This is a genomic window from Corynebacterium faecale (genome assembly GCF_030408735.1).
GTDB lineage: Bacteria > Actinomycetota > Actinomycetes > Mycobacteriales > Mycobacteriaceae > Corynebacterium > Corynebacterium faecale.
In genome coordinates this window covers 1,581,412-1,595,456 of sequence record NZ_CP047204.1, presented here as the reverse complement: position 1 = coordinate 1,595,456, position 14,045 = coordinate 1,581,412, and the positions used below count along the sequence as shown (strand labels likewise).

Sequence of the window (14,045 nt, the reverse complement as noted above, 5' to 3'; positions counted from 1 at the left end):
ATTACAATAACGAAACGGTAAAGAGTTTCCGCAGGTCGGAGTGTGCAAGTTATTGCGTAATCGAATCTATTGTTGCCAATTTGTTGTGAAAGATGTCTCGGATGTTACCGGGGTGACCTAATGTGCAACTATCAGCTCGCGGATCGGGCAACTGGATCCCTGAACGGATTACGCGCGTGGAACTTCAAGGATAAAGCCTTGAAAACTACACGGAACACTTCGAAAGATGTCTCAAGATTCGGGCAAACGGGGAAGCTTGCCGGGAAAGTTCTTTTAAAAGTGGTCTAAACACGTGGGCCTGTTCGGGATGCGCTTGTCGGATCTGCGATGCATTTCATCATCAACGGACTGCATTCATGTCCAGCCGGCATGCTTTTGTCAAGCGTGTGGGCTGGATAAGCGTGTAGGGCGGGACGAACAGGAGACCACGTGGCAATCAGAGCATCACGTCGCCCCCAGCGGTGGACTGGCGCGACCCCTACAGGACGCACCTCTCAGATTGGCACCCTCAGCCGAGCCCTGATCGCAGTCGCCATCAGTGGCAGCATGCTGACCACGCTCACGCCTGCTGTGGCTCAGCCGGTCAATCCCGATGACACCTCAATTTCTGAGGCTCAGGCAACCGTTGACATGGGCAATGGTGACGTGTCCCGCCTTGCAGGTTCCCTCTCGCAGACCGATGCCGAGATCACCCGACTCGAGCTGGAGATGGGTGCACTCCGTGAAGCGGTGAACAAGGCTCTGGTTGATCTCCATGATGCGCAGGCTGAAGCTGAGCGTGCCCGCCAGAATGCTGGCGCGGCGAAGGGGGATCTGGATGAAACACAGCGTCAGATCGAGGCTGCCCAGGAGCGGTTGAATGAGATCTCCCGCGCCGCATATCGCCAGAACGGTGCCTCCAAGGGCCTGGCGGGGGTCTCCGGTAATGGGACTTCTGATGATGCCCTGGACAGGCAGACCTATCTGCGCACCACGGCCACCAAGCAGCGCGAAGCGGTCGAAGAGCTCGATCGCCTGCGCACGGAGAACGCCAACAGGGAATCCGCACTGCGGGAAGCCCGCATCATCGCAGAGCAGCGTGAGGCTGAAGCTGCGGAGCAGGAGAGATTCACACGGGCAGCTATCGAAGGTAACTCGGCCCAGATCTCTGAGTTGAATGCCAACCGCAATAACCTGGTTGCCCAGCGAGAGGAAGCGGAGCGCAACCTGGCGGCCGCACGTGCCGAGGTTGATTCTCTCCACGGACAGCGTGCCGAGTACGAAGAGTTCCAGCGTGCGGAAGAAGAGCGCGCGCAGGCAGAGGCGGAAGCAGCAGCCGCTGCTGAAGAGAAACGCCAGGCTGAGGAGGCAGCCGCCATTGCGGCGGAGGCCGCCGCAGCTTCCGAGGCTGAGGCTGCCCGCGTGGCTGCGGAAGCCCAGGATGCAGCCGTAGAAGCAGAAGCCACCGCTGTAGAAGAAGTCGCCGACGCCGTTCGCCAGGAGGCATCCACTGTTGAGGTAGAGGCAGAGGCTCAGGCACAGGGTAATGCTGAGGCAGCGGCTGAAGCCGAGGCCCGGGCGGATGCGTCCCGACAGGCTGAGCAGGCCAGGATTGCTGCGGAGGAAGCTGAGGCGGCCGCAGCTGCCGCAGCTGAGAATGATGCCCAGGCTCAGGCCTTACGTGATCAGGCTCTGGCGGCAGCATCGGTTGCGGCCGCAGCGCTCATTGCCGCCAGTCAGGCGGACCACGCCACCGTGGAGAATCCCTACCCATCCGGTGAGGATGCGGAGACTGGTGAGATCGCCGCGATCCAGGCGCCACAGGCACCGGAGGTGCCACAGCCATCAGAGCCGCAGCAGCCATCTCAAGCTCCTGAGGTCCCGGCGGTCCCAGTGGAAGATGACCTGTGGGGCGAGGATGACCTGGTCCAGCTGGAGGACTCATCCAGCTCTGACAGCAGTGACTCCGTAACTCTTGAGGACGTCACCGAGTCTGCATCTGAGATTGTCAGCGGTGACCGCGCCACTCAGATCGAGGCTGTCATCGCCCGCGGCATGGCGCAGATCGGCACCCCGTACGCCTGGGGAGGTGGCAACGCTAATGGGCCCACCCTGGGTATCCGTGATGGTGGCGTGGCTGATTCCTACGGCGACTACAACAAGGTTGGTTTTGACTGCTCCGGGCTGGTTCTCTATGCCTTCGCGGGCGTGGGAATCGCGCTTCCTCACTACACCGGATACCAGTACCAGCATGGCACCAAGGTCAGCCCATCTGCGATGCAGCGCGGCGACCTGATCTTCTACGGCCCGGGCGCTTCCCAGCACGTGGCGATTTACCTGGGTGATGGCCAAATGCTCGAAGCACCGAGTTCCGGTTCCACCGTGAAGGTGTCACCTGTTCGGTGGTCGGGGATGACTGAGTACGCGGTCCGCCTGATTTAGGTTCAACTTATAAATATCGGGGCGTCTATACCCTTTTGTGCAATATCAATCGAAAGTTGGTAAAGTGCGTGACATGACTTCACGCACAACGGACGCCTATGATGCCCTCCTCGTCCTCTCTTTCGGTGGTCCCGAAGGGCCCGAGGAGGTTCGTCCTTTTCTGGAGAATGTCACCCGGGGCAGGGGGATTCCACCGGAGCGACTTGATGAGGTCGGTGCCCATTACTACCACTTCGGCGGTGTGAGCCCACTCAACAAATTGAACCGTGAGATCATTGCCAACGTGGAGGCTGAGCTCAAGGAGCGCGGATTGGATATTCCGGTCTACTTCGGTAACCGGAATTGGAAGCCTTTTGATAACGACGCGGCAGAGCAGATGTCTGCGGACGGCATTAAGAATGCACTCGTCTTTGCCACCTCCGCATGGGGCGGGTACTCCGGTTGCCGTCAGTATCACGAAGACATCCAGGGCATGATCTCTCACCTGGAAAGCATCGACGCGCCAGCGGTCACCTTCACCAAGCTGCGTCAGTTCTATGATCACCCACTTTTTGTGCGCACCATGGCTCAGTATGTCCGTGATTCCTTCGCCAAACTCCCGGACGAACTCCGCGAGGATGCCCGTCTGGTCTTCACTGCCCATTCCATCCCGCTGAGTGCCAAGGACGCGGACGGCCATCCCATTGATGGTTCCATCTACTCCCGACAGGTGGAGGAGTCCTCCGCGCTCATTGCCACCGAGGCTGGCATCGCTGATTTTGACGTGGTCTGGCAGTCCCGCTCGGGAAGCCCCCATGTCCCTTGGCTGGAGCCGGACATCGTTGACCACGCGGTCGAACTCAATGAGCAGAAGGGGCAGAAAGCCCTGGTTGTCTGCCCAGTGGGGTTCATCTCCGATCACATGGAGGTGATCTGGGACCTGGACTCCGAGCTAATGGATGAGGCAACCAGTCGTGGCATGGTGGTTGAGCGGGTCGCCACCGTGGGTCCGTCACCGGAGTTCACCACCATGGTGGTGGACCTGGTCGAGGAGGCTGAAATGAAACGTGTCATCGAACGCCTGGGTACGCTTCCCGTCCGCGGTTCGACCGTCAACGGCGAGCCCTGCACCCCGGGTTGCTGCGAGCCACGGAAGCGTCCAGCTGGCGCTCAGGCCCGCGCAAACTCCGCGAGCGCATAGTCAACTCCGGCCATCCTCGCGGTGCGGATGTGTCGCCACAGTGAGATCAGCTGCGGATCCAGACTGTGATCCCCAAGTGTGGACTGCACAGTTTCCACGATGGCTGCCACGCGGTCGGCACGGGCAAAGAGTTTCGCCGACCGCGGTGGCACGGCATGGGGGAGGCCCGGGGTGTCGTAGAAATCCGACAGGGAGCCCACGGTCAGCCGCGGATTCTTCAGTGAGTTCGGGGCCAGGGATGAATAGGCGCTGGCTTCAATGATCGTGGCGGCTTCGGCGGTGGCACGGCTCAGCAGCTGATCTGCTTCACCGGGGGACACGGCAGCCCCCGTCGGCAGGTGGCCCTCCACCGGAATCCATTCCCACACGGTCGAATCGTCGAGACGTTGCGGAATCAAGGCAAAGGACTTGAGCTTGTCGACGCTCCGTATCACCAGCGCCCCTTCACCGGAACGCGCCGCCCATTGCGCGGCCTCCGACGACGCCGGAAGAAGAGGTGCATCCCCTGGGCCTGACAGCACGAGGGAGATGACAGGGCCGGTGAAGGGCTCGTCGATAAGCAGCTCTAGCGTGCCACGCACGCACCGCAGGAGGTCAAGCAGACCTCCATCCTCGAAGGTGTGCGGACCGCCGAGATCCACAAAGGCGTCAATGACGTCCTCGGTGGGCACCAGGTCGTAGATCCAGGCGCCGAGCCAGACCGCGGTGTTCTGAAGGGGAGAGTAAACGTGTGCGCGAATATCCATAACGGGTGCACAGTCTAATGCAGGTATTGGCTAGGGTGTATGACCATGAACTTCTCCGATCCTTATGCAGGCGACATTCTAGGCGGACACCAGCGCAACCGGGCCCCCGAGTATCCCAACGTCCCGGCGACCCCGGGTCTGGTGGTGGAGGTGCGCGCTGACGGCTACGTCGGAGCGGTGGTGGGCTTCGAGAAAACCTATGACGGGGACTTCCTCCGCCTGGAGGATCGACGCGGCCGGGAGGCGTTGTACAAGATGCGCAAGGGCGCTTTCATGGTGGATGGACACACCGTCACGCTCACCCGTTATGTGCCCAAACAACAACCCCGCAAATCCAACTCGGGATCCCGCCGGGTGGAAAACGTCCAGGCCAAGGTGGCAGCGCCGTCACGGATCTGGGTGGAGGGTATCCACGATGCCGCGATCGTGGAGAAGGTCTGGGGGCATGATCTGCGTGTAGAGGGCGTGGTCGTGGAATACCTGGAGGGACTGGACAACCTCCCCGAGCGCCTGGCGGAGTTCCAACCGGGGCCGGGCAGGCGGATCGGTGTGCTCGCCGACCACCTGGTGGAGGGATCCAAGGAGACACGCATGACACGATCGCTTGGTCCCGATGTGGTGGTTACCGGACACCCCTACATTGACATCTGGGCGGCGGTGAAGCCGGAACGTCTCGGACTACGCGCGTGGCCGGAGGTTCCCTATGGTGAGGACTGGAAGACCGGGATCTGCCAGCGGGTGGGATGGTCTGATCCGAAGGAAGGCTGGCACCGGGTCTATAACGCCGTCAACTCTTTCCGGGACCTGGATCACACCCTGATCGGTGCAGTGGAACGCCTGGTTGATTTCGTGACCAACCATGACCTGAGCAGGGAGGACGTTCTGTCCTGAGTCTGGGCGGCAGGGGACCCACCGACCTGCGGGGGATCACTTCTGTACGGTGGTGGGCGTGGGAGCGATAATCTGGTTCATCGGAAGCCTGGTACTGGCCGGACTCGAGCTGGCGGTCGGGGAGTTCACCCTGCTCATGCTGGCTGGTGCGGCCCTTGCCACCGCGGGGGTATCCCTGATTGGTGTGCCCGTATGGGTGGAGTTTGCCACGTTCGCGGCCTCGGCTTTCACGCTGCTGTTCTTCCTCCGCCCGGCCCTGAAACGTCGGCTGCACAAACCGGCCGCCCTTGACACCTCCGTGCGTGCACTGGTGGGGAAGAACGCGGTTGTTCTGGAGGATGTCACCGGAGCCGGTGGACAGATCCGCCTCGACGGGTCGATCTGGTCAGCGCGGAGTATGGATCCCGCCCACAGCTTTACCGAGGGGGAACACGTCAATGTGATCAGCATTGACGGCGCCACGGCTGTGGTGTGGAAGGAACATTGAGACCCGCCCGCGCACCCTCTGACACCGCAGTTTCCGCTACAACTTTAAAGAAGATTCCAGACATCAGGAGGAACCATGATCGGCACCATCCTGGCAGTTGTTTTTCTGGTCTTTGTCGCTCTCGTAGTGATCAAGTCCATTGCCTTGATCCCTCAGGGTGAAGCAGCTGTCATTGAACGTCTCGGCCGCTACACCCGGACCGTGGAGGGAGGGCTGACATTACTGGTCCCCTTCATTGACCGGGTCCGAGCCCGCATCGATACCCGTGAACGGGTGGTGTCCTTCCCTCCCCAGGCGGTGATCACCCAGGATAACCTGACCGTGGCCATCGATATCGTGGTCACCTTCCAGATCAATGAACCAGACCGTGCCATCTACGGTGTGGACAACTACATCGTGGGTGTGGAGCAGATCTCCGTGGCCACCCTCCGAGATGTGGTCGGTGGCATGACCCTGGAGGAGACCCTGACCTCCCGAGAGGTGATCAACCGTCGACTCCGCGGCGAACTGGATGCGGCAACCACCAAGTGGGGCCTGCGCATCAGCCGCGTTGAACTGAAGGCGATTGACCCTCCTCCATCGATCCAGCAATCGATGGAGAAGCAGATGAAGGCGGACCGCGAGAAGCGCGCCACCATTCTCACCGCTGAAGGTCAGCGCGAAGCGGACATCAAAACAGCCGAGGGTGAGAAGCAGGCGAAGATCCTCTCCGCCGAAGGCGCGAAACATGCAGCCATTCTTGCGGCGGAGGCCGAGCGCCAGTCGATGATCCTTCTCGCCGAGGGTGAACGCGCCGCACGTTACCTCCAGGCCCAGGGTGAAGCCCGTGCCATTCAGAAGGTCAACGCTGCCATCAAGGCTGCGAAGCTGACTCCGGAGGTGCTGGCCTACCAGTACCTGGAGAAACTCCCGCAGATCGCGGAAGGCAAGTCATCCAAGATGTGGGTCATCCCGAGTCAGTTCGGAGATTCCCTGGAGAGCTTCGCCCGTCAGTTCGCCGCCAAGGACGATCAGGGTACGTTCCGCTATGAGCCGGTTGCCGTGGATGAGGAGACAAAAGACCTCGCCAACGCTGACAATATTGATGATTGGTTCTCCACGGAATCTGACCCCGAGATCGCCGCCGCCGTGGCGGCAGCCAACGCGGTGGCCCACAAGCCCGTGGATCCGGACCCTGCGGAATTGGCTCTGGGAACCATGTCCAAGTCCCGGCGCGGCGAAGGAGAAGCTGCGGGGGAGTCAGGCCTTGACTCCGGGCAGGGCGCACTGACCAGGGAGCCTGCACCCAATGCGGATGAGCCCCAGCTGGGCCAGGCCACCCAGGAATTTCTGCGTAACCGTGAGGCTGAGGCACTACCGCTTGATGAGCCGAACAGGGATGGCCAGCGCGACTGAGTTTAAAGGATCACAGCTGAGCTGCGTGATCAATGAGATTCACTGACAGCTGCCAGCCGGCCTGCTCGGCCTGCCATCCAGCCGCCTGGAGACGTTGGGACATTGCCTGTTTGGAAATGCCCAGCTCTCCGGCGGCTTCGTTCTGGTTCATCCCGGATCTCATCAGGGAGGTTGCCTCCCGGCCCTCAATTGACCGCTTGGACAACACCTGTGACATCAGTGCGAATGAGGCACTGATATTGAATGCTCGGGAATCATCCCTTCTGGCCCCCACGATGCGGACCTTCACCGCTCCGCTGCGTGCCGTGGGGCGCAGGGCGTCTGTGGCGGTCTTCTTTGCCAGTTCCACCTGGGCTTCATCCTCAGGATTGGGTTTATCCGCACTCGGAACCACCCCGATCCCGATTGCCCAGTCACCCGCGGCCAGCAATGCCATCACCACATCACAGGTGGTCTCAGGAGAGGTGATGTACGCCCGGATGTCTTCGACACCGAGGAGTTCGAACTCGCCCGCCCCGTCAAGGGTGGACAGTGCCTCCGCGAATCGTCGGACCAGTTCCGCTCTACGGGTATCCCGACCCCTGTACCTGGCGTGCAGTGCCCACATCGGTGGCCAACCCCTTTCAAAGATGGTGTGAGGATAAGTCTAAGAATTCAAGACAATTCTCACCATCTTATCCCCGAACGTTCTATTTCCCAGACTTGACTGGCAGGCGTTGGTCCAAAATGATTCCTAGAACCCCCAGGCCGGCCAGCAGGAGGGTGATGGTGACCGCGGTGACGCTGCCGGAGTTGACGAAGGCGTCGCCAAGCACCACCGTGGCCACCGTGCCGGGCGCGGAGCCGACAGCCGTGGCCACGGTGAACGCCACCAGCGGAACGCTGGTCAACGCTGCGACATAGTTGAGGATCGAAAAGGGGATGGCTGCGATCATCCTTAAAGAGGTAATGGCCAACCAGCCCCGCTCCTGCAGGCGGGTGTTGATGCGGGATACCGCAGGGTGGGTGAGGCGGGGCGCCATCCAGCCGCCGAGCAGCCCGCGGACAAGGAGCAGACTGATCGCGGCGGAGACGGTGGTGGAGCCCAGCGCCACCGCTGTACCCAGCCACGGGCCGAACAGTATCCCGGAGGCGAGGGTGAGAAACGTGCGCGGGATGGGGAACTGGGTGGCCACCACATACAGCGCGCAGAAGACCCAGACGAAACCAGGACCGGACTCATCGGCCCAGTTTCGCAGTGTCGTGATCGTGGGCAGCTCCACCATCACGGTGATTAGTGCCACACTGATGAGAGCCCCAATCACGCCGATTCTCTTCCAGATGGGCCAGGACCGGAACTCTGTCCATGCGTCGCGTGACAGGGAGCTGAAGAAGTGAAAAACCGTGCTGAGGACGGTGTTCGTGCGTTTCAGGGGCCCTCCCCGTTCGCCTTCCGAACATTTGCCGGGTTCTGTCCCGGGCCCACTCTCGCGTCTCATGGGTGATACCCTACTAGCCCCCGTTTGTGTGAAGTGACACCATGCGAAGTGCGGACTTGTGATCTGATGTGCTCTATGGTGGAAAGTGCACTTGGACACATAATTGCGCATTTGGAGCGTGGTTCTGGGCCAAATGTCCAGCCGGGGTTTCAAGGGAGCGAAAGGTGAGCCGCTTGAATGTGCCCACTTTGATCCTGGTTCTGGCTGGAAAACCACTGGTTCACACATTTTGATGGGAAGACTTTCCACCTTGACTGATCTCAGGAATGCCTCGCTGCCCGAGGATTTCACCGACAGCCTTGATGCCTGGCACAAAGCTGTAGTGAGTGTTTTCGCACGGGTTACCAAAAAGGACGTTGCAGACGTGCCCTCCGATGTATGGAGGAAGCTGATCGTCACCACCAACGATGGTGTCGACGTTTCGCCTCTGTACACCCGGGCTGATGAAGATGGCGCTCCGATGGCGGAGGTGCCGGGTGCCTTCCCATTCACCCGCGGTGCCACTGTTGACACCGAGCGTGCCGGCTGGGGGGTGACCGAGACCTTCGGATCCCACGGTGATGATCCCGCGGAGGTAAACAAGCAGATTCTCCACGCGCTCAATTCCGGAACCACCACGATCTCCCTGGACCTCACAGGTTCCCTGGCCCCGGAGGGACTCGCCCGGGCATTGGCCGGTGTGTACCTCAATATGGTGCCGGTAAACGTGCATGCGGGTACCCGTGCAACTGAGGCTGCTGAGGCACTGTATGCCATCGCCGATGAAGCCGGCACCGCCGCGGTCAACTTGGGCGCGAGCCCGCTGACCTCGGCCGTTGACGGTTCCGAGTCGATTGATCTCGACGCCACCATTGCGCTGGCCCGGGCGGCCAGTGCGCGTGACGGTGTGCGCGCTGTGCTTGTCGACGCCACCTCCTTCTCCAATCAGGGTGCCAGTGATGCCCAGGAGATCGGTCTCGCTCTCGCCGCCGGTGTGGAGTATGTCCGAGCACTCGTCGAGGCGGGTCTGACCACCGAGCAGGCCCTCGGCCAGATCGCCTTCCGATTCGCAGCCACCGACGATCAGTTCGGTCAGATCTCCAAGCTCCGTGCCGCCCGTCGTCTGTGGGCACGCGTGGCAGAAGTTCTTGGACATGCCGACCTCGGCGCCGCACCACAGCACGCGGTCACCGCACCGGTGATGTTCAGCCAGCGTGACCCGTGGGTCAATATGCTGCGCAGCACGGTCTCCGCCTTCGCCGCGGGTGTCGGTGGCGCCACCGACGTTGAGGTGCTGACCTTCGACTCCGCCATCCCCGGTGGCATTCCGGGCATCTCACGCAACTTCGCCCACCGCATCGCGCGCAACACCAACCTGTTGCTGCTCGAGGAGTCCCACCTCGGTCATGTCATCGACCCGGCCGGTGGTTCCTACTATGTGGAGTCCTTCACCAACGATCTCTCCGAGAAGGCATGGGCCATCTTCGCAGACATCGAGGCCGCCGGCGGCTACCGTTCCGAGCTGGACAATGGCGCTGTGGGCCGTGCTATCGACGAGATGCACGAAGTCACCCGCGATGCCATCGCCAAGCGAAGCAAGCAGCTGACCGGCATCAACGAATTCCCGAACCTCGCCGAGGCGCCCCTGGCGGCTGAACTCCGGGTCGAGCCCGCCGGCGTCCGCCGCTGGGCCGCCGAGTTCGAGGCACTGCGCAACCGTTCCGATGCCTTCCTTGAAGCCAACGGTGAGCGTCCCACCATCGGACTCATTCCCGTGGGCCCGCTGTCCAGGCACAATATCCGCACCGGTTTCACCACCAACCTGCTGGCATCCGGTGGCATCGCAGTCACCAACCCGGGCGAAGTGGTTCCCGGAACGCCTGAATTCGAGGCTGCAGCCAAGACCGACATCGTTGTTATCTGTGGAACTGACCAGGAGTACGCGGCGACTGGTGAGCAGGTCGTGGGCAAGCTCCGTGAAGCGGGCGTGAAGCAGATCCTGCTCGCGGGCGCACCGGCGAGCTTTGAGAATGCACAGCATTCCCCCGACGGCTACCTCAACATGAAGATTGATGCCGCATCCACCCTGGCAACCCTGCTCGACGGACTGGGAGCATAAGAAAGATCATGAGCACAATTCCAAATTTCTCCGAGGTACCTCTCGAGGGTTCAACCTCTGATGCCGCCGCAACCCCGGCTGGCGCTGAGCAGGTGTGGAACACCCCCGAAGGCATCGATGTCAAGCGCGTCTTCACTGAAGCAGATCGCGCCGCTGCCGCAGACGACGGCCACCCGCTGGATTCCCTCCCGGGACAGAAGCCGTTCATGCGTGGCCCGTACCCCACCATGTACACCAACCAGCCCTGGACCATCCGCCAGTACGCCGGTTTCTCCACCGCCGCTGAGTCCAATGCGTTTTACCGCCGCAACCTGGCCGCCGGTCAGAAGGGCCTGTCGGTCGCCTTCGACCTGGCCACCCACCGCGGTTATGACTCCGACAATGAGCGCGTGGTCGGTGACGTGGGCATGGCCGGTGTGGCCATCGACTCCATCCTGGACATGCGTCAGCTCTTCGAGGGCATCGACCTCTCCAGCGTGTCGGTATCCATGACCATGAACGGCGCCGTGCTGCCGGTCCTGGCGTTCTACATTGTGGCCGCCGAGGAACAGGGCGTTGCGCCGGAGCAGCTGGCCGGAACCATTCAGAATGACATTCTGAAGGAGTTCATGGTCCGCAACACCTACATCTACCCGCCGAAGCCATCGATGAGGATCATCTCGAATATCTTCGAGTACACCTCCCTGAAGATGCCCCGCTTCAACTCGATCTCCATTTCCGGCTACCACATCCAGGAAGCCGGCGCGACCGCCGACCTGGAGCTCGCGTACACGCTTGCCGACGGAATCGAATACCTCCGCGCAGGTAAGGAGGTGGGCCTGGATGTGGACAAGTTCGCACCCCGCCTGTCCTTCTTCTGGGGTATTTCCATGTACACCTTCATGGAGATCGCCAAGCTGCGCGCCGGCCGTCTGCTGTGGAGCGAGCTGGTGGCCAAGTTCGATCCGAAGAACCCGAAGTCCCAGTCCCTGCGTACCCACTCGCAGACCTCCGGCTGGTCACTCACCGCGCAGGATGTCTACAACAATGTGGCCCGCACCGCCATCGAGGCCATGGCCGCCACCCAGGGGCACACCCAGTCGCTGCACACCAACGCACTCGATGAGGCCCTGGCACTGCCGACTGACTTCTCCGCACGCATCGCCCGTAACACCCAGCTGCTGCTGCAGCAGGAATCCGGCACCGTCCGCCCCGTCGACCCATGGGCAGGTTCCTACTACGTGGAATGGCTGACCAACGAGTTGGCCAACCGCGCCCGCAAGCACATCGAGGAGGTCGAGGAAGCTGGCGGCATGGCCCAGGCCACCGACCAGGGCATCCCGAAGCTGCGCATCGAGGAATCCGCCGCCCGCACCCAGGCACGCATCGACTCCGGCCGCCAGGCCCTCATCGGTGTCAACCGTTATGTGGTGGACGAGGATGAGCAGATCGAGGTGCTCAAGGTTGATAACACCAAGGTCCGAGCAGAGCAGCTGGAGAAGCTCGCCCGTCTGCGCGCCGAGCGTGATGAGGACGAGACCCAGCGCGCCCTCGCCGCTCTGACTGCGGCTGCCCGCATCGACCACAAGGAGCCGGGCGACCTTGATCAGAACCTGCTCAAGCTGGCTGTCGACGCAGCACGCGCCAAGGCCACCATCGGTGAGATCTCGGATGCCCTCGAGGAAGTCTTCGGACGCCACGAGGCTGAGATCAAGACCCTGTCCGGTGTGTACAAAGACGAGGTAGGAAAGGAGGGTGCCGTGTCCAACGTCCAGCGTGCCATCGCTCTGGCTGATGCCTTCGAGGCTGAGGAAGGCCGTCGCCCACGTATCTTCATCGCCAAGATGGGACAGGACGGCCACGACCGTGGCCAGAAGGTTGTCGCATCCGCCTATGCCGACCTGGGCATGGACGTGGATGTCGGACCACTGTTCCAGACCCCGGCGGAGGCTGCCCGCGCCGCCGTGGACGCCGATGTGCATGTAGTTGGTATGTCCTCGCTGGCGGCAGGCCACCTGACCCTGCTCCCGGCGCTGAAGAAGGAACTGGCAGCCCTGGGCCGCGAAGACATCCTGGTCACCGTCGGTGGTGTCATCCCACCGGGTGATTTCCAGGAGCTCTATGACAATGGCGCTGTGGCGATCTATCCTCCCGGAACTGTCATTGCTGAATCCGCCATCGACCTGATCACCAGGTTGGCAGCGCACCTCGGCTTTGAGCTGGACGTGGATGAGGATGCCTGACAAGGATTTCCTCGAAGATACCCTGGGAACCCTGACCACCACGGGCGGGACGGATCTGGGAAAGATCGTTCCGCCCGCTCCGGAGGTGCTCAAGCGGGCACGCCAGCGCATCAACGTGGACGAGCTCTACGACGCAGTGCTGGCCAATGACCGCACCCGGGTCGCCCGTGCGGTCACCCTGCTGGAGTCCACCTCCGCGGCACATCGCGAATTGGCGCAGGAACTGTTGGTTAAACTCCTGCCTCATTCCGGTAATGCCCTGCGCATCGGTATCACCGGTGTGCCGGGTGTGGGTAAGTCCACCTTCATTGAGGCCCTGGGTATGCATCTGATCGGTGAGGGACACCGGGTGGCCGTGGTGGCCATCGACCCCTCATCGACCAAGACCCGTGGCTCCATTCTGGGTGATAAAACACGCATGTCCAGGCTGTCACGTGAGGATAAGGCGTTCATCCGCCCGTCCCCATCCGCAGGCACCCTGGGTGGGGTGGCCAAGGCCACCCGTGAAGCGATGGTGGTCTTCGAAGCCGCTGGTTATGACATCATCATCGTGGAGACCGTCGGTGTGGGTCAGAGTGAGGTGGCTGTCCACCAAATGGTGGATATCTTCACCTTCCTGGCATTATCCGGTGCTGGTGATCAGCTGCAGGGCATCAAGAAGGGTGTTCTGGAGATGGCTGAGATCGTGGCCATCAACAAAGCCGACGGTGCCAATGAGAAACCCGCCAAGCGGGCTGCCCGGGACCTCGCCGCGGCTATGCGTATGGTCCGCAGCCAGGATGAGCTCTGGCACCCGCCGACCATCACCATGTCTGCAGTTGAGGGCAACGGGGTGGACACCTTCTGGAATCACGTCAAGGAGCATCACGACGTGATGAAGGAACACGGGGTGTTCGAGGAGAGGCGTCGACACCAGCAGGTGGGTTGGATGTGGCAGATGGTCCACGAGACGATCCGTCTGCGGCTGGAGAATGATCCGGGAGTGAAGGCGGTGAGTGGTGATATGGAGACATCGCTGCGCGATGGAGCCACCACACCAACGCTGGCCGCCCGGAATATTTTGGCGGCTTTCGACCGCGTCTGATCAAGTAAACCCGTTCACACAACCGGTGTGGGCGGATTTATTT

At 61.6% G+C, this 14,045-nt stretch carries 11 protein-coding genes; 8 read left to right on the top strand and 3 right to left on the bottom strand.

Annotation, left to right across the window (positions count from 1 at the left end; genetic code table 11):
- Positions 1 to 429: 429 nt before the first annotated feature.
- Positions 430 to 2,421 carry a DIP1281 family NlpC/P60 protein gene (locus CFAEC_RS07290; protein ID WP_435384215.1) on the top strand — a complete coding sequence of 664 codons (1,992 nt, stop codon included), beginning with the start codon at positions 430 to 432 and terminating at the stop codon, positions 2,419 to 2,421.
- A 73-nt stretch (positions 2,422 to 2,494) separates the two neighbouring features.
- The gene (locus CFAEC_RS07285) at positions 2,495 to 3,601 is read left to right on the top strand and encodes a ferrochelatase (RefSeq protein ID WP_290275500.1); all 1,107 of its coding nucleotides are present in this window, start codon (positions 2,495 to 2,497) and stop codon (positions 3,599 to 3,601) included.
- Here CFAEC_RS07285 and CFAEC_RS07280 read toward each other — a convergent pair.
- Complete coding sequence (locus CFAEC_RS07280; protein ID WP_290275498.1) at positions 3,571 to 4,347, bottom strand: Rv1486c family protein; 777 nt, start codon at positions 4,345 to 4,347, stop codon at positions 3,571 to 3,573. The two genes, CFAEC_RS07285 and CFAEC_RS07280, sit on opposite strands and share 31 nt — an antisense overlap.
- Positions 4,348 to 4,392: 45 nt before the next feature.
- Here CFAEC_RS07280 and CFAEC_RS07275 point away from each other — a divergent pair, with 45 nt between their 5' ends.
- From CFAEC_RS07275 to CFAEC_RS07265, 3 genes are all read left to right on the top strand, one after another.
- Positions 4,393 to 5,238 (top strand): DUF3097 domain-containing protein, encoded by an 846-nt coding sequence (locus tag CFAEC_RS07275; RefSeq protein ID WP_290275496.1) that lies wholly within the window; start codon positions 4,393 to 4,395, stop codon positions 5,236 to 5,238.
- A gap of 58 nt (positions 5,239 to 5,296) precedes the next feature.
- A complete protein-coding gene (locus CFAEC_RS07270) occupies positions 5,297 to 5,725 on the top strand; it encodes an NfeD family protein (RefSeq protein WP_290275494.1) in 429 nt (142 codons plus the stop codon).
- A 75-nt stretch (positions 5,726 to 5,800) separates the two neighbouring features.
- On the top strand, positions 5,801 to 7,120 hold the full coding sequence (locus tag CFAEC_RS07265) for an SPFH domain-containing protein (protein ID WP_290275491.1): 1,320 nt from the start codon (positions 5,801 to 5,803) through the stop codon (positions 7,118 to 7,120).
- Between the two features lie 10 nt (positions 7,121 to 7,130).
- Here CFAEC_RS07265 and CFAEC_RS07260 read toward each other — a convergent pair whose 3' ends face one another.
- Positions 7,131 to 7,727, bottom strand: a complete 597-nt coding sequence (locus CFAEC_RS07260) for a MarR family transcriptional regulator (protein WP_290275489.1) — start codon at positions 7,725 to 7,727, stop codon at positions 7,131 to 7,133.
- Positions 7,728 to 7,809: 82 nt separating this feature from the next.
- The gene (locus CFAEC_RS07255; protein WP_290275487.1) at positions 7,810 to 8,598 is read right to left on the bottom strand and encodes a TVP38/TMEM64 family protein; all 789 of its coding nucleotides are present in this window, start codon (positions 8,596 to 8,598) and stop codon (positions 7,810 to 7,812) included.
- A 250-nt stretch (positions 8,599 to 8,848) separates the two neighbouring features.
- Between CFAEC_RS07255 and CFAEC_RS07250 the strand changes: the two genes are divergently transcribed.
- Genes CFAEC_RS07250 through meaB form a run of 3 tightly spaced genes read left to right on the top strand, consistent with a single transcriptional unit; the run spans position 8,849 to position 14,002 of the window.
- Complete coding sequence (locus tag CFAEC_RS07250; RefSeq protein ID WP_290275486.1) at positions 8,849 to 10,696, top strand: methylmalonyl-CoA mutase family protein; 1,848 nt, start codon at positions 8,849 to 8,851, stop codon at positions 10,694 to 10,696.
- 8 nt (positions 10,697 to 10,704) lie between these two features.
- Positions 10,705 to 12,918, top strand: a complete 2,214-nt coding sequence (scpA, locus tag CFAEC_RS07245; RefSeq protein ID WP_290275485.1) for a methylmalonyl-CoA mutase — start codon at positions 10,705 to 10,707, stop codon at positions 12,916 to 12,918.
- A complete protein-coding gene (meaB, locus tag CFAEC_RS07240; protein ID WP_290275483.1) occupies positions 12,911 to 14,002 on the top strand; it encodes a methylmalonyl Co-A mutase-associated GTPase MeaB in 1,092 nt (363 codons plus the stop codon). Before scpA ends, meaB begins: the two co-directional genes overlap by 8 nt.
- Positions 14,003 to 14,045 lie beyond the last annotated feature (43 nt).

Coding starts and splice junctions, on each gene's coding strand:
- CFAEC_RS07285 (WP_290275500.1), top strand. CDS start 2,495: ATGACTTCACGCACAACGGACGCCTATGATGCCCTCCTCGTCCTCTCT.
- CFAEC_RS07280 (WP_290275498.1), bottom strand. CDS start 4,347: ATGGATATTCGCGCACACGTTTACTCTCCCCTTCAGAACACCGCGGTC.
- CFAEC_RS07275 (WP_290275496.1), top strand. CDS start 4,393: ATGAACTTCTCCGATCCTTATGCAGGCGACATTCTAGGCGGACACCAG.
- CFAEC_RS07265 (WP_290275491.1), top strand. CDS start 5,801: ATGATCGGCACCATCCTGGCAGTTGTTTTTCTGGTCTTTGTCGCTCTC.
- CFAEC_RS07260 (WP_290275489.1), bottom strand. CDS start 7,727: ATGTGGGCACTGCACGCCAGGTACAGGGGTCGGGATACCCGTAGAGCG.
- CFAEC_RS07255 (WP_290275487.1), bottom strand. CDS start 8,598: ATGAGACGCGAGAGTGGGCCCGGGACAGAACCCGGCAAATGTTCGGAA.
- scpA (WP_290275485.1), top strand. CDS start 10,705: ATGAGCACAATTCCAAATTTCTCCGAGGTACCTCTCGAGGGTTCAACC.
- meaB (WP_290275483.1), top strand. CDS start 12,911: ATGCCTGACAAGGATTTCCTCGAAGATACCCTGGGAACCCTGACCACC.